Annotated in this window: 18 protein-coding genes; 7 read left to right on the top strand and 11 right to left on the bottom strand. The window is 41.8% G+C overall.

What is annotated here, in order from left to right:
- Window positions 1-219: 219 nt before the first annotated feature.
- Window positions 220-480 carry a hypothetical protein gene (locus ACGTNH_RS05250; RefSeq protein WP_394585543.1) on the bottom strand — a complete coding sequence of 87 codons (261 nt, stop codon included), beginning with the start codon at window positions 478-480 and terminating at the stop codon, window positions 220-222.
- A 178-nt stretch (window positions 481-658) separates the two neighbouring features.
- On the opposite strand from ACGTNH_RS05250, the gene ACGTNH_RS05245 reads away from it, so the two are divergent.
- The gene (locus ACGTNH_RS05245; RefSeq protein WP_394585542.1) at window positions 659-1,546 is read left to right on the top strand and encodes an AraC family transcriptional regulator; all 888 of its coding nucleotides are present in this window, start codon (window positions 659-661) and stop codon (window positions 1,544-1,546) included.
- Window positions 1,547-1,920: 374 nt separating this feature from the next.
- Here the strand turns inward: ACGTNH_RS05245 and ACGTNH_RS05240 are convergent, their stop codons facing one another.
- From ACGTNH_RS05240 to ACGTNH_RS05220, 5 genes are all read right to left on the bottom strand, one after another.
- A complete protein-coding gene (locus ACGTNH_RS05240; RefSeq protein WP_394585541.1) occupies window positions 1,921-2,964 on the bottom strand; it encodes a FecCD family ABC transporter permease in 1,044 nt (347 codons plus the stop codon).
- Between the two features lie 24 nt (window positions 2,965-2,988).
- Complete coding sequence (locus ACGTNH_RS05235) at window positions 2,989-4,002, bottom strand: FecCD family ABC transporter permease (RefSeq protein ID WP_394585540.1); 1,014 nt, start codon at window positions 4,000-4,002, stop codon at window positions 2,989-2,991.
- A 51-nt stretch (window positions 4,003-4,053) separates the two neighbouring features.
- A complete protein-coding gene (locus ACGTNH_RS05230; protein ID WP_394585539.1) occupies window positions 4,054-5,028 on the bottom strand; it encodes an ABC transporter substrate-binding protein in 975 nt (324 codons plus the stop codon).
- Window positions 5,029-5,032: 4 nt separating this feature from the next.
- Window positions 5,033-5,611 carry a nitroreductase family protein gene (locus ACGTNH_RS05225; protein ID WP_394585537.1) on the bottom strand — a complete coding sequence of 193 codons (579 nt, stop codon included), beginning with the start codon at window positions 5,609-5,611 and terminating at the stop codon, window positions 5,033-5,035.
- Window positions 5,612-5,958: 347 nt separating this feature from the next.
- Window positions 5,959-6,978, bottom strand: a complete 1,020-nt coding sequence (locus ACGTNH_RS05220) for a TDT family transporter (RefSeq protein WP_394585535.1) — start codon at window positions 6,976-6,978, stop codon at window positions 5,959-5,961.
- 182 nt (window positions 6,979-7,160) lie between these two features.
- Here ACGTNH_RS05220 and ACGTNH_RS05215 point away from each other — a divergent pair, with 182 nt between their 5' ends.
- The 5 genes from ACGTNH_RS05215 (at window position 7,161) to ACGTNH_RS05195 (ending at window position 11,822) form a co-directional block, all read left to right on the top strand.
- Window positions 7,161-8,678, top strand: coding sequence for a spore germination protein (locus ACGTNH_RS05215; RefSeq protein WP_394585533.1), 1,518 nt, complete (start codon window positions 7,161-7,163; stop codon window positions 8,676-8,678).
- A 2-nt stretch (window positions 8,679-8,680) separates the two neighbouring features.
- A complete protein-coding gene (locus ACGTNH_RS05210; protein WP_394585531.1) occupies window positions 8,681-9,880 on the top strand; it encodes a Ger(x)C family spore germination protein in 1,200 nt (399 codons plus the stop codon).
- A 10-nt stretch (window positions 9,881-9,890) separates the two neighbouring features.
- Window positions 9,891-10,097 (top strand): hypothetical protein, encoded by a 207-nt coding sequence (locus tag ACGTNH_RS05205; protein ID WP_394585529.1) that lies wholly within the window; start codon window positions 9,891-9,893, stop codon window positions 10,095-10,097.
- A 20-nt stretch (window positions 10,098-10,117) separates the two neighbouring features.
- Window positions 10,118-11,242, top strand: a complete 1,125-nt coding sequence (locus ACGTNH_RS05200; protein WP_394585527.1) for a GerAB/ArcD/ProY family transporter — start codon at window positions 10,118-10,120, stop codon at window positions 11,240-11,242.
- Between the two features lie 67 nt (window positions 11,243-11,309).
- Window positions 11,310-11,822, top strand: coding sequence for a DUF3231 family protein (locus ACGTNH_RS05195; protein ID WP_394585525.1), 513 nt, complete (start codon window positions 11,310-11,312; stop codon window positions 11,820-11,822).
- Between the two features lie 541 nt (window positions 11,823-12,363).
- On the opposite strand, the gene ACGTNH_RS05190 is transcribed toward ACGTNH_RS05195, so the two are convergent.
- Window positions 12,364-12,627: a hypothetical protein gene (locus tag ACGTNH_RS05190; RefSeq protein WP_394585523.1), complete on the bottom strand. Its 264-nt coding sequence runs from the start codon at window positions 12,625-12,627 to the stop codon at window positions 12,364-12,366.
- A gap of 211 nt (window positions 12,628-12,838) precedes the next feature.
- On the opposite strand from ACGTNH_RS05190, the gene ACGTNH_RS05185 reads away from it, so the two are divergent.
- Window positions 12,839-12,982 carry a Spo0E family sporulation regulatory protein-aspartic acid phosphatase gene (locus ACGTNH_RS05185; protein ID WP_394585521.1) on the top strand — a complete coding sequence of 48 codons (144 nt, stop codon included), beginning with the start codon at window positions 12,839-12,841 and terminating at the stop codon, window positions 12,980-12,982.
- Window positions 12,983-12,985: 3 nt separating this feature from the next.
- Here ACGTNH_RS05185 and ACGTNH_RS05180 read toward each other — a convergent pair whose 3' ends face one another.
- Genes ACGTNH_RS05180 through ACGTNH_RS05165 form a run of 4 tightly spaced genes read right to left on the bottom strand, consistent with a single transcriptional unit; the run spans window position 12,986 to window position 14,966 of the window.
- On the bottom strand, window positions 12,986-13,204 hold the full coding sequence (locus ACGTNH_RS05180) for a hypothetical protein (RefSeq protein WP_394585519.1): 219 nt from the start codon (window positions 13,202-13,204) through the stop codon (window positions 12,986-12,988).
- Between the two features lie 21 nt (window positions 13,205-13,225).
- On the bottom strand, window positions 13,226-13,513 hold the full coding sequence (locus ACGTNH_RS05175) for a hypothetical protein (protein WP_394585518.1): 288 nt from the start codon (window positions 13,511-13,513) through the stop codon (window positions 13,226-13,228).
- A complete protein-coding gene (locus ACGTNH_RS05170) occupies window positions 13,510-14,316 on the bottom strand; it encodes an ABC transporter ATP-binding protein (RefSeq protein ID WP_394585516.1) in 807 nt (268 codons plus the stop codon). Before ACGTNH_RS05170 ends, ACGTNH_RS05175 begins: the two co-directional genes overlap by 4 nt.
- Complete coding sequence (locus ACGTNH_RS05165) at window positions 14,307-14,966, bottom strand: hypothetical protein (protein WP_394585514.1); 660 nt, start codon at window positions 14,964-14,966, stop codon at window positions 14,307-14,309. Before ACGTNH_RS05165 ends, ACGTNH_RS05170 begins: the two co-directional genes overlap by 10 nt.
- Window positions 14,967-14,968: the final 2 nt, after the last annotated feature.

The raw sequence follows: 14,968 nt of genomic DNA, 5'->3' as shown, positions 1-14,968 counted from the left end.
ACGTTTCTTCGATTCGTCTCACTTACCTGCAATAATCGTTATGGCACCTTGTAACTTACGAATGTTTTTTCGATTGCTCTCTGTTGAAGCCACGATGAACGTTCGGTAATATGTATAAGCACACAAGAGGGTAATCAATCCCTAAAAAGATTAATTTAATAAACAAGTATATTGGTGGATAGCCGCCACGAGAGAACCTCCCTTTTAAAAGATTCACAGCTATCCTAAACTTATCACCCGATCATTCTCTTCTTTGGAACGTAACACGATTTTCGCTCCTAGTTGAGGCTTTTGATCCGCATAATTCACCTTCATCTCATCGAATAATTCACTTACAATTGATTCAAGCTGATCGATCGTCGTGTTTTTTGGAAGCGTCATTGTTCTAAAAATTTCACAGCTTTTTATAGCTTCTTCATAGTCTTCTTTCATTTCTTCTCCGAATGCTTTCACTTCAAATTCTACTTTAATTTCTTCCATTCTCATTCACCTCCCATAATACAATCCTTACCATACCATAAAATGTTAATATTATAACCTGTTTCCCATAGTAGTTGTTTAGTATTTTTAAAAGTAAAAAATAAAAGATAGCAAAAAGTGTTAAGAGTAACTTCTTGTTTGGTGCTATATTGTAAGTACAAGGCAGGTGAAAAGCGGTATGGATTATGGGGACAGCATACAACGAACACTCGATTACATTGAAGATAATGTGCAGGAACAGCTTACACTTGAAAAATTAGCGGCCACTGCGTGCTTTTCTCCTTTTCATTTTCATCGAGTTTTTCAAGCCATGGTTGGAGAACCTGTGATGGATTATGTACGAAAAAGGAGGCTTACGATCGCAGCGGAGCGTCTTTATTACTCCAATGAAAAAGTACTTGATATTGCCCTGGATGTTGGATTTCATTATCATGAATCGTTCAATCGGGCTTTCAAAAAGTGCTATGGTGTTTCACCTAAACAATACCGCAATGCAACGCGTATTTCCGGTCCTTTACGCGGCAAAGCCTGCCTTCAACCAATACACTTATCAGGAGGGCGAAAAATGAAGCCGAATATTGTGACGAGGCCTGCTTTTCACATCATTGGGTATGAACTGAAAACAATAAATAAGGATGGTCAGAATCTTAAAGACATCCCCCAGTTTTGGCAGCAGTATATAAAAAATAAATTAGGCGAAACAATTCCGAATCCTCTGCACAACAAAGAAGAACTCGGCATCTGTACCGATTTTTCTCCAAAAACCGGCGAGTTCGTTTACATCATTGGAAAAGAAGTAGAAAAAGGAACGCAGGCACCTGAAGGATTGGTGTATAAAAGTTTTCCTGAACTCGAATATGCAGTGTTTACTACGTCAAAAGCAGATGAAGACTCTTTTCCATCAACCATTCAATCGACGTGGAATCACCTTTTTACTGAATGGTTTCCCCAGTCAGGGTATGAGCATCAGGGAACCTTAGATTTCGAACTTTACGACGAAAGGTGCCACGGCCATGAGAACAAACAGATTGACATTTACATTCCCATTAAAAAACTTACAACATAGGTCCCATAGAAAAGCGCCCAATTTTTACAATATAAAATTAGACGCTCAGCTTGTAGATAAACCTTAGTTTTTGCTTTTACCTCAACTGTGTAATCACTTCTCGCATTAAAAAAGAGGAAAGGGTTTTAGGAAACGACTTCCTTTCCATAGGCGAATGGTGTGCCTCCCCGGGCTTTATAGCCCTGTGGGGTCACACCTTATTCGTTTCTCCCATAGGAGTAGCGCCGTTTCCCAAAACCCTTTTTCGATAAAAATCCACTATTGAAAGTAATGAATCAACGTTTCCTAATGGATCAGATACTTACTGTGCATTCATTATATGATAGTTCCGTGCGCTTAATTATGTTAAAAGGATCGGAACCTCTAAATGATATTTAAAATTGATTCCGGTTTTTAACTAACAAGTAAATAAAGAAAGGAGCTCCTACACCAGCTGTAAAGATTCCAGCAGGGATATCGCTGGGGTAAAAAGCCGTGCGTGCAACGACATCTGCTAAAAAAACGATAAGAGCACCAATAAAGCCGGCGGAAGGAAGTAAGTATGGGAACGAACGGCCCACCAGCAGTCGTGCGATATGAGGGGCAACTAACCCTACAAATCCTATGGTGCCTACAACAGAAACTGCTGCTCCGGCAAGCACTACACTGCTCAATAATAAAACGAGACGGTGTTTCTGTACACTTAGACCGAGGCCTGCAGAAGTATCGTCTCCCAATTCCTGCACATTAAGTACAGAGGAGTACAAAATGATTAGCGGCACGATAAGAATCGTCCAGGGCAGCAGTAAACGAAGCCCCTCCCACGAGGCACCGTAAACACTTCCTGTCAGCCAAATATAGGCTTGACTTGCAGAGTAATCCGGGCTCAGCGTTAGAATGAGCATTGTACAGGCGTTCATCGCTGCGGAAACACCAATGCCGATAAGAACCAGTCGAATTGGCGTTACCCCTTTATTCCATGAAATTAAATAGATTAGTAAGGAAGCTGCTAAGGCACCACCAATTGCTGCAAAGGGCAGCCATTGAATGCCGAAACTATCCTGAAAGAAAGTGATATAGCTTACCGCCGCTACAGCCGCTCCTCCAGTAATGCCAATAATATCAGGAGAAGCCAGAGGATTACGTACGATCCCTTGAAGTATTGCCCCAGCTATGCCTAAACATAATCCGGCCAGCAGAGACACAGCTGCACGAGGAAATCTCAGCGTATTAATAATAAACTCATTCCCCCCGCTGCCTAAACCAAATAAAGACTGACTGATCTCAACCGGGCTGAAAAAAGGATCACCCAGTCCAGGTCCTGCAAAGAGAGCGGCAACAGCGAGCATCAGTAAAATCAGGGTAACCAGTAAAGATTTTACATCGATTTGAAAGGATATCGTGTTTTTTTTACTGCGAATGTTTATTTGTCTGATCATACTGAAACTCCCTCCACAATACCTTTACCTCTTTGTTAAACCATACCGGGCGATATAAATAAAAAACGGTGTTCCGATCAATGCGGTCATAATCCCTACAGGTACTTCCTGGGGCATAATAAGCAGCCTTGCTAACACATCCGCGCTTACGAGTAATGAGGCGCCCAGCACAGCACATAAAGGGAGCACCCAGCGGTAATCAGGTCCGAAAACCCCCCTGGTTATATGGGGAACGACTAAACCAATAAAACCTATAGCACCGGCGATCGATACAGAACTCCCTGCAAGAATAATGACAATAATGCCTATCCCTATTTTTAACAGGACTGTTTTCTGGCCAAGGTTTTTAGCCACATCTTCTCCGGTAGAAAACACATTTAACGCATTACCCATAAACAAAGCAGCGACAGCGGCAATTACAATAAAAGGTAAAACAGGATAAAGCATTCCCATTGATCTGCCGCTGATTGAACCGGTCAACCAGAACAGGACTTGCTGCAGCCCATTCTCATCTAACACAAGCATCGCCTGGGTCATAGATAAAAACAAAGCACTGATCGCCGATCCAGCTAAGACAATTTTGATAGGAGTCATCCCATCTTTCCCCACGGAACCAAGCAAAAACACCAAAATCCCCGCCACCGCTGCACCTAAGAGCGCGAGCCACATAATTTGAATCAGAGAAGAAAATGAAAACAGAGTAATTGACAAAACGACGAAAAACAAGGCACCCGCGTTAATGCCGAAAATACTTGGAGAGGCGAGAGGGTTACCTGTTAAAGCCTGCATCAATGCCCCGGCAATGGCCAGACTGGCACCGATGACACTGCCTAACACGGCACGGGGCAGCCGCTCTTCCAAGACGACCACCTGGTTAATGGAAGACGGATTAAAGCGGGTAAAAGCGTGCACAATGTCTTCCATTACAAGGGCGGTCTGTCCAAAATATAAGCTTGAGAAAAAAGCAGATAAAAATAAAAGTAGAGTGACCGCTGTTCCTATAATTTTTGAAAGCTTTGTTTTTAGTAAATAAGGCATAGTCAGTCGTTATCCTTTAGCAGACAAAAGAAGAGAGATGCCTCTCCTCTTCTAGTCGTTATTTTCATCTTCTAAGTTATAAATCTCGTACAAGTCATCGAGCATATGGTTCGCCGCCAGGTAGCCTCCAGCACTGTTCCACGTTACTTCATCTACATTGTGAACATTATCATCCTGCACCGCATCAAGCTCCTGCCACAGCGGGTGGCCTGTCCATTCTTCATACGTCTGTTGAATTTCGTCCTTTTCTGTACCAGAGTTAAAGTTAAAAATGACGTCCGCGTTCATTTCTGGAATACTTTCTTTAGACGTTAACTTCACTCCCCACGTGTCCTCTTGGTGGTTTTCAGGGCGGTCAAAGCCTAATTCATTTAAGATGCCGCCCCCAAAGCCGGTGTAAAAGATTCGAGCATGGTCCGCCCGGAAGTTCGTAATCGCCGCTTCGACTGGAAAATGACCTTCCTCTTCCATTTGAGATTTAAAGTCTTCTACTCTCTCATCCCAATCATTTAGTAACTCTGCAGATTCTTCTTCTTTATCCAGTGACTGGCCCATGAGATCAACGGTATCTTTCCATCCATAGATCTCATCAATCATGACCGTCGGTGCAATTTGTGAAAGCTCATCATAAATATCCTCATGCCGGTCTTTATTGGCAAAAATAACATCCGGCTGCTGTTTAGCTACTTCTTCTAAATTAGGCTGGGTTTCTTGACCTACCTGATCTACGCCTTCAAGATCATCGCGCAAATATTTATAGACAGGCTGCTCCACCCAGGACTCTACAATGGCCACAGGCTCTACATCTAGAGCCACAGCTGCATCATTGGCTCCCTGGAAGAGTGAAACCACACGTTCTGGCTCCCCCTCAATTTCTGCCGTTCCCATCGCATGCTCCACTTCACGAGTTTCTGACTCCTTGGATTGATTTTCAGAGTCTCCTGACGTTTCATCTGAAGAGCTCCCGCATGCCGTTAATATCAACGATAAAAGAAGCAGAATCCCGATTCCCCATTTATTTTTCATTTTATCATCTCTCCTTTTTATCAATCACTGTCAATTTTTCTTCTGCTTTTGTTCTTTGTTGGGCATTAGGAATTTCTGCTGGATATCCCATATGGATAATCCCTACGATTTTTTCTCCTTCTTTCACCCCGATATCTTCACAGAAAGAACTGGAATTTATGTACTGATTGGTCTTCCATATCATCCCAATTCCTTTTTCCCAGCCGAGCAATTGAAGGTTTTGAATCAAAGCGCTTGTAGCTGCAAAATCTTCCTCCCATATTTTTTTCTTATCACTCTCTTCCATTACCACAACTAAGTGAGCAGGGATGTGGCGGTACCTTTCAATCAGCTTGTCAGGATTTTTCGTCGCTAATTTGCCGCGCTCACACTCATTTTGCAATGCTCCAACGATAGCTTCTTTTCCTTCCCCCATAAACAGCATAAACCTCCATGGTTCCCTTACACCATGATTGGGAGCCCAGACCGCATCGTTTAAAAAATCGATGACGACTTCTTTATCGATGGGGGTACTTTTAAATTTTTTAATTGAACGCCGATTTTTTATCGCTTCAACTACTTTACTCTCTTCGACTTTCAGCATTTGCTCACTCCTATATGGTAATGATAATCATTTTCATTTAAAAATAATAAAAAAAATAACCCCAGCTGGAGGATTAATTTTTAATTAACTGATAATGATTCTCATTATATACAAAACGAGAGGAAGTTGCAACAAGGGATCGAAAGAAAATATTCAGCTAAGCTGTGCCTTCATTCAGCAGTCACCTCTCTTTTGGTATTCCTTTAATACGACGTGCACGATGTCTTTATCCATCCCCGTTTTCTATTTAGCCAGCACTCTATTAAAGGAGCCGGCCTGTAAGATGATCTCATTCCAGGGTTCTCAAAACCCATTTCAATAATAGATACTCCCTTTATCAAAGGCCATCACGGGGCAACGTGCCCACGATCAAGATAATGAAAATTCGCTTTCAGCCAAAGTCCTATCTGCACGATCAGTGCAGCAAGCACCACCCATGCCCATATGGATAAAATTATTTCATGAAAATCATACATCAGGTTTAAATAATATGGCCCTTCATGTCTCATCATCGTAAATGCGTAAAACATCCCAAACGTAAAATTACGCGACCATTGGCTGATGTTGTACGTAAACAGTCCTTTTCTCCAGCCATATGCGCGGACGCGTATAAACGCTCTTCGAATTTCTACAGCTTCAACCAGAACTACTATACTAAACACGAACAGCCAGAAAAATAATAAAAAGACAGGGGGCATTAATTGAGTCGATACAATCGCCAGTCCTGTAATCGACAATGCCCCGTGGATAATACAATTTGTATTCGTCCAATCCTCGGCAAGCGACCATTGATTGTCACTTTTATATCGGATTCCGATCAGCACAATACCAAATAAATAAAACAAGAGGCCTAAAGTCAGCACTGATAAAATGACGAGCGCTGATACGAAGGGAAACAGTTCCGTCCATACTATGACGAGCGACTGCGTAGCCACAGTAGATAACAGGATTACACCGTGGGCCGAATGTTTTCCAGGCTTCTGCAGCAGCTGCCTGAAATTATTGACGCAATAGAATATAAACACGATCCAGAAACACGTATTTACGATTGCCGCTGCTTGAATCCACGGATTAAGCTCTGGAAAATATTTAAGCACCACATTACACAAAACAGAGATTCCTGCAATCCAGGCCCCCATAACGAACGAATTGACTGGATTATTTAAAAACGGAACGCGGAAGGCTTTTCGAAAGCTCTGCTGAGCCAGGGGCACATAAATGACAAGGGCCGTAACCGTTAGTAATGCTGCTAACCATTTCCCCCAAACCTGATCAAGTAAAGGAAAAGCTTCGATCGCTCCATATAGAAAAATGCCCAGCGCCATCACGATCGATGCCGCTGCAGGATTAATTAATTTCATATTCATTCACCCACTCTCACAATTCTTCTATTATAAACCTCCTTCCTCCTTAGGAAAAGACTTTTAAAAAAGCTTATCTTATTCCAAAACAGTTGAAGAGTTTCACAAAAATCCCAGTGGATCATTCATAATTTCTCAGTTTTTGAACAAAATAAACAAAAACATCCAAGAGTAAAGGTGGGATCGCGGTGAAGCAACAATCCAATAATCGAACTACCCCACCTGTTCCCCAACCACTTTTTCATAAATTAGAAGACAACTTAACTCATATTCGTACGTCGTTGGGAGATAGCTCTGACCTTGTGATTCGTTCTTTAACGATTTACAAAACATCCGCAGCTGTAATCTATATGGATGGGCTTGTCGATAATAATGCTGTGCAAAATTTCATACTTGAAGCCTTGATGCTTGAAATGCCGCCGAAACGTCAGTCCAGTCACCATCTCTACTTATCCATTAAGCAAAGAGCATTGCCAATTGGAGAAACAGAAGAAATAGATTCGTACACTGACCTATTTGATAAACTGCTTTCGGGAGAAACGATCCTGCTTCTAGAAAAACAAAAGAAAGCCTTGGCTGCGAGCACTAAAGGCTGGCGTGACCGAGGGGTTCAGGAAACGACATCAGAAAGCGTCATCCGCGGACCGAAAGAAGCCTTTACAGAAACCTTGCGAACAAACACTGCTTTAATTCGAAGAAAAATTAAAGATTCAAATCTTCGCATTGAATCTAAGAAAATCGGTAAGAAAACACATACGGATGTAGCTGTCGTATATTTAGAAGGAACGGCCGAATCACAAGTCATCGAAGAATTGAACCGGCGTTTAGACGAGATTGATATTGATGGAGTATTAGAAAGCGGTTATTTAGAAGAGTTCATGCAGGATGCCCAGTACTCTCCCTTCCCTACCGTCTATAACTCGGAAAAACCGGATGCGATTGCGGGAGGAATTCTTGAAGGACGGGTCGCTATTATTACAGATGGAACGCCAAACGTTTTATTAGTACCTGCTTTATTTGTAAACTTTATGCAATCGAGTGAAGATTACTATCAGCGGGCGGACATAAGTACTTTAATTCGTCTGCTGCGTTTGTTCTGTTTTTATGTCGCTTTATTTATGCCTTCTATCTATATTGCCTTTACAACGTTTCACCAGGAAATGATCCCGCCTCCACTTTTGATCAACTTAGCTGCCCAGAGGGAAGGCGTCCCTTTTCCTGCGTTAGTCGAAGCATTGATGATGGAGTTGACATTTGAAGTGTTACGGGAAGCAGGAGTAAGGCTGCCTAAACCTGTAGGTTCTGCTGTATCAATTGTCGGTGCATTAGTGTTAGGACAATCAGCCGTGCAGGCAGGGCTGGTATCTCCTGCTATGGTTATCGTTGTGGCTATTACAGCCATCAGCAGCTTTGTTTTTCCGTCTTACAATATGGCGATATCCATTCGAATGCTGCGATTCCCTTTGATGATCCTGGCAGCTACGTTCGGTTTATATGGGATCATTCTAGGTATGATTGTAATGGTTCTTCATTTATGCAGTTTGAAATCATTCGGGAAACCGTATATGTCTCCTTTTGCTCCGATGATCGCGAAGGACCAAAAGGATGTGCTCGTCAGATTTCCCCACTGGGGCTTGTTGTCCCGCCCTAGTTCTTTAACTAAAAAAGACCAAAAAAGAGTAGATTCTACATCAAAGGAGAGCTGAAAATGTTGGTAAAGAAGGGCGGCTTTTTCAAAATTTCAGCTGCAGTCTTGTGCTTGATTCTCCTTACTGGGTGCTGGAACAGCAACGAGTTGGATGAACTTAGTATTGTTGTGGCAATGGGAATTGATAAAACAGATGACAACCAATATGAGTTAGTAACTCAAGTTATTAATCCATCTGAAATTGCAACAGACGCACCAACTACTCGACCACCAGTCTCAACTTACTCTACTACAGGCAAAACCTTATTTGAAGCCTTCAGACAGCTGACCCATAAATCCCCGCGGAAAATGTACTTGTCGCAATTAAGACTGCTTGTAATCGGAAAAGATTTAGCAGAAGAAGGCATCCTGTCTTCGCTTGATTTATTTTATCGAGATCATGAATTCCGGACTGGTTTTTATGTAACGATTGCTAAAGATACAGACGTGGAGACTTTGCTAAGCGTTCTGACAGCCTACGAAAAAATTCCAGCTAATAAACTGATGAACTCCATTGATGCAGTAGAAACAAATCATGGGTCCTCGAAAGGGGTCACAATTGATGAATTAATCACTCAGATTCACAGTAAAGGACAAAGCCCGGTGATCGCCGGTCTTCTCCTGGAAGGACCTGAAGATAGCGGCACGAATATTAGCAACGTAGAAAATATTGATGCTCCCGTTGAATTGACAATTGATCACTTAGGCGTGCTAAAAAATGACAGGCTCGTAGGATGGCTGGATGAAGACGCAAGTAAGGGGTATAACTACGTTGTCGGAGATATCAAAAATTCAGTGGTTACCCTACCGTGCCAAGATGGGACGACAAGTATTGAAATATTGCGGACCCAAAGCAGCATGGAGGCTTCCTTTTCAGAAGGGAAACCATCCATTTCCATTGAATTAGATGTAGAGGGAAACGTTGCAGAAGTGGATTGTCCAATCGATTTAAGCAAAGAAGACTCTATTCAGAAATTAAACGATGAAACAGAGAAAGAAATTAAAAGGCTCATGGAAGCCTCTTTAAAAATGGCTCAAAAAAATTTTGAAACCGACATTTTCGGTTTCGGCGGGATGATCCATCGGAAAGACCCTGAATATTGGAAAACCGTAGAGAAAGATTGGGATAATCATTTCAAAGATTTAAATCTCGACATTCAAATTAAAGCGGAACTTCGTAGAAAAGGAGACGCTGAACAGCCAATCACTAAAGAAGAATAGGTGAGTGCATATGTGGTCCATGTTAGCCATCCTAATTATCGCAGCCGTTATCTTTTTTGTAGAGTTTCCTCTATTAAAGAAGAAAAAGAAAGACCTTTGGTTTTTCAGCCTGCTTTTGTTGTTTTTCACGATTATAAGTGTATTAGAAGCTGGAGAAGTACCGCTGCCGAACCCACTGGATTATATTCAAAGCTTCTATCAATTTTTCTTAGGGTAACGAAAAAGTGAGGTGAAATAATGGATAACCAGACGATCAGTCCCCGTCAGTTTATGTTCTTGGTCATTTTATTTACCGTTGGAAGTTCCATTCTGATTGTGCCGGGTCCCCTTGCTGCACAGGCAAAGCAGGACGCATGGTTATCTATTACCATTTCGATTTTAATTGGGTTACTTCTTATCCTCTTCTATGACCGTATGACGAATTTGATGGAAGGGAAGACATTTGTCCAGGCAACTATTATGGTATTTGGAAATTGGTTCGGCAGATTTCTTCTATTCTTCTATCTATCGTTTCTTTTCATTTTAGGTGCCCTTGTGTTAAGAAATATCGGGGATTTCATGACAACTGAAATTATTCCAGCCACTCCTTTACAATTCACCCATATTCTCTTTCTAATTGTTGTCATATGGGGGGCTTATTTAGGTTTGGAAGTTATGGGGAGATCTGCTGAGATGTTTATGCCCTGGGTTCTCATTTTATTGGTTTTTTTCACAATTACGCTAACTCCGCAGATTAAAGCGGAAAACCTCCAGCCTTTTCTAGGGGAAGGAGTTGTGCCCGTGCTCAGTACGTCTACCTTAGTTATCGGCACCCCCCTTTTAGAGATGGTCACATTTCTAATGATCTTCCCTTATGTAAAAGAAGCGAAAGCGAAAGCGAAACGGAAAGCATGGCTCTTAGGCATTTTTATCGGCGGAATGATTTTGACGTTGATTACTCTTCTCTGCTTGCTCGTTCTTGGTAGCGACCTTACAGCCCTGAATACTTTCCCCAGCTACAAACTCGCTCAAAAAATCAACATTGCCGGGTTTTTAGAAGGATTGGAAATTGTAATTGGAATTATTTGGATGCTAACGATATTCTTCAAAATGGTGATCATTTATTACGCTGTCACTGTAGGTGTCGCCCAGTTCCTCACTATAGATGATCACCGCCCTTTGCTTCTGCCGCTAGGGATGGGCATGATTGTGTTATCCATCATCGCCTATCCTGATGTCGCTTATTTTGAAACATTCTTTGCAGAGACGTGGTTTCCATATGCTCTTACCAATGGTTTCCTACTACCTGTCTTCGTATGGATCGGTTTATTGATTAAATCGAAGAGAAATAAGAAGCAGCAAGCCCTCCCTTCCCAATTATAAACGAATGTATAAATTCGAAATAAGGATAAATAATACATTTGACACTATTATAAGGAGTAGATAAAAGATGGGTATTTTGACAGGGAATCAACAAAAAGAACCACTGCATTATGGAGAAGTTTTTAGTCTTTGGAGTTACTTATCAGTTGCAAAAGGGAACTGTGCAAGCTATGAGACCCTTTACAATCATGCTGGTGATAAAGATTTAAAACGGTTATTAGAAGAGTTGATTCAAGGGATTAAACAGGAAAACCGGGAAATTGAAGAAATACTTAAAGCAAACGGGATTGCTCTTCCTCCTACACCTCCTGAACGTCCAGTAGCAAACACAGACGAAATTCCCGTAGGGGCCAGATCCAATGATCCAGAAATAAGTGCTGCTGTCTCCCTTAACATTGCTCAAGGACTTGTGGCCTGCAGTCAAGCTATGGGACAATCCAGCCGAGAGGATATTGCGATGTTATTTGGCCAGTTTCACATGAATAAAGCGCAGGCGGGTTCAAGGGCGCTGCGCTTGAATAAAGAAAAAGGCTGGCTTGTGCTTCCTCCTCTGCATAAAACGAGTTCACGCGAACAATAAAGTTTATTACTAAATCAAACTGATAAAACGATGTAATCCAGGATAGACCCGACTAATCTTTAGCGGGTCTTTCTGTATTTAGAAGGCAGCGATCGTCAATATTCTACTACACGAATAACACACTCATCCTTTATTTTTTTCTTCTTTACGTTCCGCGGCGCTTCCCCAATTGAATCCCGATTTGCTCCAGTATAGAAGAAAAAAAGCTGATGCTGCAATCATAAACAGTCCTAGCATCTCCCCGCCCCCTTTTTTCTTGTTCCTACAAGTACGATGAGTTAAATGGGAAAGTTTCACTTCTAAAGGTAAAAAAAGAAGCTTCGGGTTAGGAAGCTTCTTTTGATTCATGTATTTTTGTCATGCCGGCTAAAATAACCACAATGCCGACAGCACATACAAACACCCCTAAAGGCAGCGTGACGGCGGTAATCCATGCCCTTCATCTGCGAGTACCCCCTGAATGAACATAAGATGCAGAGTGATCGTCACCACTAAAAACAGCGCAGCACATCGATATCAGTCACGAAAAAACACCTTCTTATTATGTATTCATCGATAACATTTCATTATCTAGATTAATTTTAACCATTCTTCCGCGTACAACATGTGGATTGGTTTTGACGCGGAAATATTGTCTTGCGCCGTTGTAGGTGGTGTACCATAAATTATTGATAATCGAGTACTTCCATGGCTCACTGCTGGTAATTTCAATTGGATGAAAGGAAGCACCAAAGACTTCATCTTCTATTTTAAGTATGCCGTACTTCTTCTGGGGGTCGACCCAAACCGTTTTTGTCTTTTCCATTCATCCTTTTCTCCTTGTCGCTTCTAATTATGTTTGGCTGTGCACGAAACTATGCTTAAAAAATTTAATAATAGTGAATTTAAAAAACGAGGACTTCCAATGAGAACTTATTTTGACATAATATTTTCCTGCTGATTCTCTTGAAATCATACTATTTTTTCCGATATCATAAATAAGATCTTGTCGAAATCCCTCAAAAAGGAGAGATGATATGAAACAAAATCATTTAGAAAACGAAATTGAAAACATGAGGAAACAGCTTTATGAAGCTTACTTGAATGGGTGTGAATACAGCCACCTTCTTCAACTGTCACAGAAGCTCGATGACTTGATGAATCAGCTGTATACAGCGTAATATTTAAAGCAATGCAACACTGCCATCTTCTTTAAATTCTACGAGCGAAAGGTGATCCACTTTAGGTGTTAATACGGGTTTCATGTGATGATTATTTTCCTTAAAAAGCTGCAGGTCCTCAGAAGAAAGGTCGCCCATCGCAAGTGTAATGTGAGGCACCCATTGATCTGGTGTGTACAAGTCAAACAAAGTAGCACAATATCGCTCCAGCAGTTGATGCACGTCGTTATGTAATGCAGTTAATTAATCGGACTTCTTGATTTTTAAATAAATCACAGGGGAAGGTGATTCGAAATAGCCGAACCCATCGACGTTCACATCAAACGAATGATGCGCCGCCCATAGCTGTTGCAAATCTTTTTTCAAAGAAACTGCGTCTTCACACGTTCCGCCCTGGTAGCCAAAATTAGGGTGAGCAAAGGACTGTACTGCCGTTGAGTTAAAATCCTTCTCAAACATCTTCCAATAGGAAAGCACCTCTTGTTTCCCTTTTCCTGTAAGTAATGTAGCGACACCTACTGTTCGGCTCACGTCATCCCTCCTCTTTTATATGCCATTTCTACTTTTGAAAGAAACGGACGGTCGTTGTGCCAGCTGAGGGCAACAGGCAGACCAAAAAATGCAGATAATTGTTCACTCGTCATCATCTCATTCGTCTTTCCAGAAGCAAAAACTTCGCCTTCTTTTAGCAGCAGCGTTTTATGAAAAACAGGTAAAATTTCTTCGACGTGATGGGTCACATAAATCATTGTAGGGGCGTCCACCTTTTTCGCAAGCTCTTCAATCGATTCTAATAGCTTTTCTCTAGCAATAAAGTCCAGCCCATTCGTCGGCTCATCGAGAATCAGCAGAGAAGGCTCTGCCATTAAGGCTCGCGCAATGAGTACCCGCTGCCTTTCTCCTTGAGATAACGTTTCATAATTACGGTTGGCGTATTCAATGCAGCCGAGATCCTCCAATAACCCAATGGCGCGCTCACTCATGTCATCTGTTGGTCGTTCATACAGACCAATTGATGCAAAAGCTCCGCTTAACACGACTTCAAACGCGTTATCACCCTCATGAATCTTCTGTTGTATGGCGGAAGAAACGAAGCCGATCTGTTTACGGAGTCGTTCAGCGAGATACGTTTGTCCAAATTGCATCCCTAAGACGTTGATTTCTCCCTTTGTCGCAAACGTGTAAGAGTTCAGCAAATTAAGGATCAATGTTTTACCAGAGCCATTCAGGCCGAGCAGGACCCAGTGCTCGCCTTTATCAATTTTCCAATTAATGTCCTTTAAAATCCAGCGGTCGCCTCTTCTTATTGAAACGTTTTCCATTTTTAGTACCATTCACCGGACTCCTTTCCTCTGGCTGTTTTCACTAAATTTCTATACTGGACATCCCCGAGGCCGTATTCTTTACATTCACTCAGTAGTACATCGAGGATTTCTTTGTCTGAATGCTCAGGATGTTGTTGGATAAACTTTATCAAGTCCTTTTTGTGATTTAAGTATAACTCAATGCCTCTTTTTAAAAACAGCTGCTTCACATCCGGCGTCATTTTTTTATTTAAAATGACGGACTTGTACACCGCATGATACCCTTTGACGTGAAAGGGTATCGTATCAACAGGATACATATGATCATCCACGATGGTAAGCTCCACTTCTCCTGCATACTCAGTCTGATCCAGCCAGGCGAGGATCGTCAGAATATTAATTTGACAGAACATATCCTCGTCAAACCACAAAGCAATCCTCGGGTAATTTTCATGAAAAAGAGGGGACAGCGGATCGATGGTGATTTTGCGGTATTCACGGACAGGAACCCCGTGCGTGGCTGCTCTCTGCTGAATAAATGCTTGCGAAAATACGGTTTCATGCGCCGCTCCGTCACACATCGCTTCATTAAAAGGAGCTATCGTTTCACCTTTAAGAAAACCTCTTCGTACAAACGTCTTGTGCATTTCTTTTCCGTTTAGAATGTGCAGTGTTTTCATAG

Source organism: Halobacillus sp. B23F22_1, from assembly GCF_043497005.1.
In the GTDB taxonomy this organism is placed as follows: Bacteria; Bacillota; Bacilli; order Bacillales; family Halobacillaceae; genus Halobacillus_A.
This window is presented reverse-complemented; position numbering and strand designations above follow the sequence as displayed.

What these genes read in the sequence shown, in the direction of transcription:
- ACGTNH_RS05200 (WP_394585527.1), top strand. Translation starts at nt 10,118, where the DNA reads ATGGATAACCAGACGATCAGTCCCCGTCAGTTTATGTTCTTGGTCATT.
- ACGTNH_RS05165 (WP_394585514.1), bottom strand. Translation starts at nt 14,966, where the DNA reads ATGAAAACACTGCACATTCTAAACGGAAAAGAAATGCACAAGACGTTT.
- ACGTNH_RS05235 (WP_394585540.1), bottom strand. Translation starts at nt 4,002, where the DNA reads ATGCCTTATTTACTAAAAACAAAGCTTTCAAAAATTATAGGAACAGCG.
- ACGTNH_RS05185 (WP_394585521.1), top strand. Translation starts at nt 12,839, where the DNA reads ATGAAACAAAATCATTTAGAAAACGAAATTGAAAACATGAGGAAACAG.
- ACGTNH_RS05240 (WP_394585541.1), bottom strand. Translation starts at nt 2,964, where the DNA reads ATGATCAGACAAATAAACATTCGCAGTAAAAAAAACACGATATCCTTT.
- ACGTNH_RS05170 (WP_394585516.1), bottom strand. Translation starts at nt 14,316, where the DNA reads ATGGTACTAAAAATGGAAAACGTTTCAATAAGAAGAGGCGACCGCTGG.
- ACGTNH_RS05250 (WP_394585543.1), bottom strand. Translation starts at nt 480, where the DNA reads ATGGAAGAAATTAAAGTAGAATTTGAAGTGAAAGCATTCGGAGAAGAA.
- ACGTNH_RS05230 (WP_394585539.1), bottom strand. Translation starts at nt 5,028, where the DNA reads ATGAAAAATAAATGGGGAATCGGGATTCTGCTTCTTTTATCGTTGATA.
- ACGTNH_RS05195 (WP_394585525.1), top strand. Translation starts at nt 11,310, where the DNA reads ATGGGTATTTTGACAGGGAATCAACAAAAAGAACCACTGCATTATGGA.
- ACGTNH_RS05220 (WP_394585535.1), bottom strand. Translation starts at nt 6,978, where the DNA reads ATGAATATGAAATTAATTAATCCTGCAGCGGCATCGATCGTGATGGCG.
- ACGTNH_RS05190 (WP_394585523.1), bottom strand. Translation starts at nt 12,627, where the DNA reads ATGGAAAAGACAAAAACGGTTTGGGTCGACCCCCAGAAGAAGTACGGC.
- ACGTNH_RS05205 (WP_394585529.1), top strand. Translation starts at nt 9,891, where the DNA reads ATGTGGTCCATGTTAGCCATCCTAATTATCGCAGCCGTTATCTTTTTT.
- ACGTNH_RS05210 (WP_394585531.1), top strand. Translation starts at nt 8,681, where the DNA reads ATGTTGGTAAAGAAGGGCGGCTTTTTCAAAATTTCAGCTGCAGTCTTG.
- ACGTNH_RS05225 (WP_394585537.1), bottom strand. Translation starts at nt 5,611, where the DNA reads ATGCTGAAAGTCGAAGAGAGTAAAGTAGTTGAAGCGATAAAAAATCGG.
- ACGTNH_RS05245 (WP_394585542.1), top strand. Translation starts at nt 659, where the DNA reads ATGGATTATGGGGACAGCATACAACGAACACTCGATTACATTGAAGAT.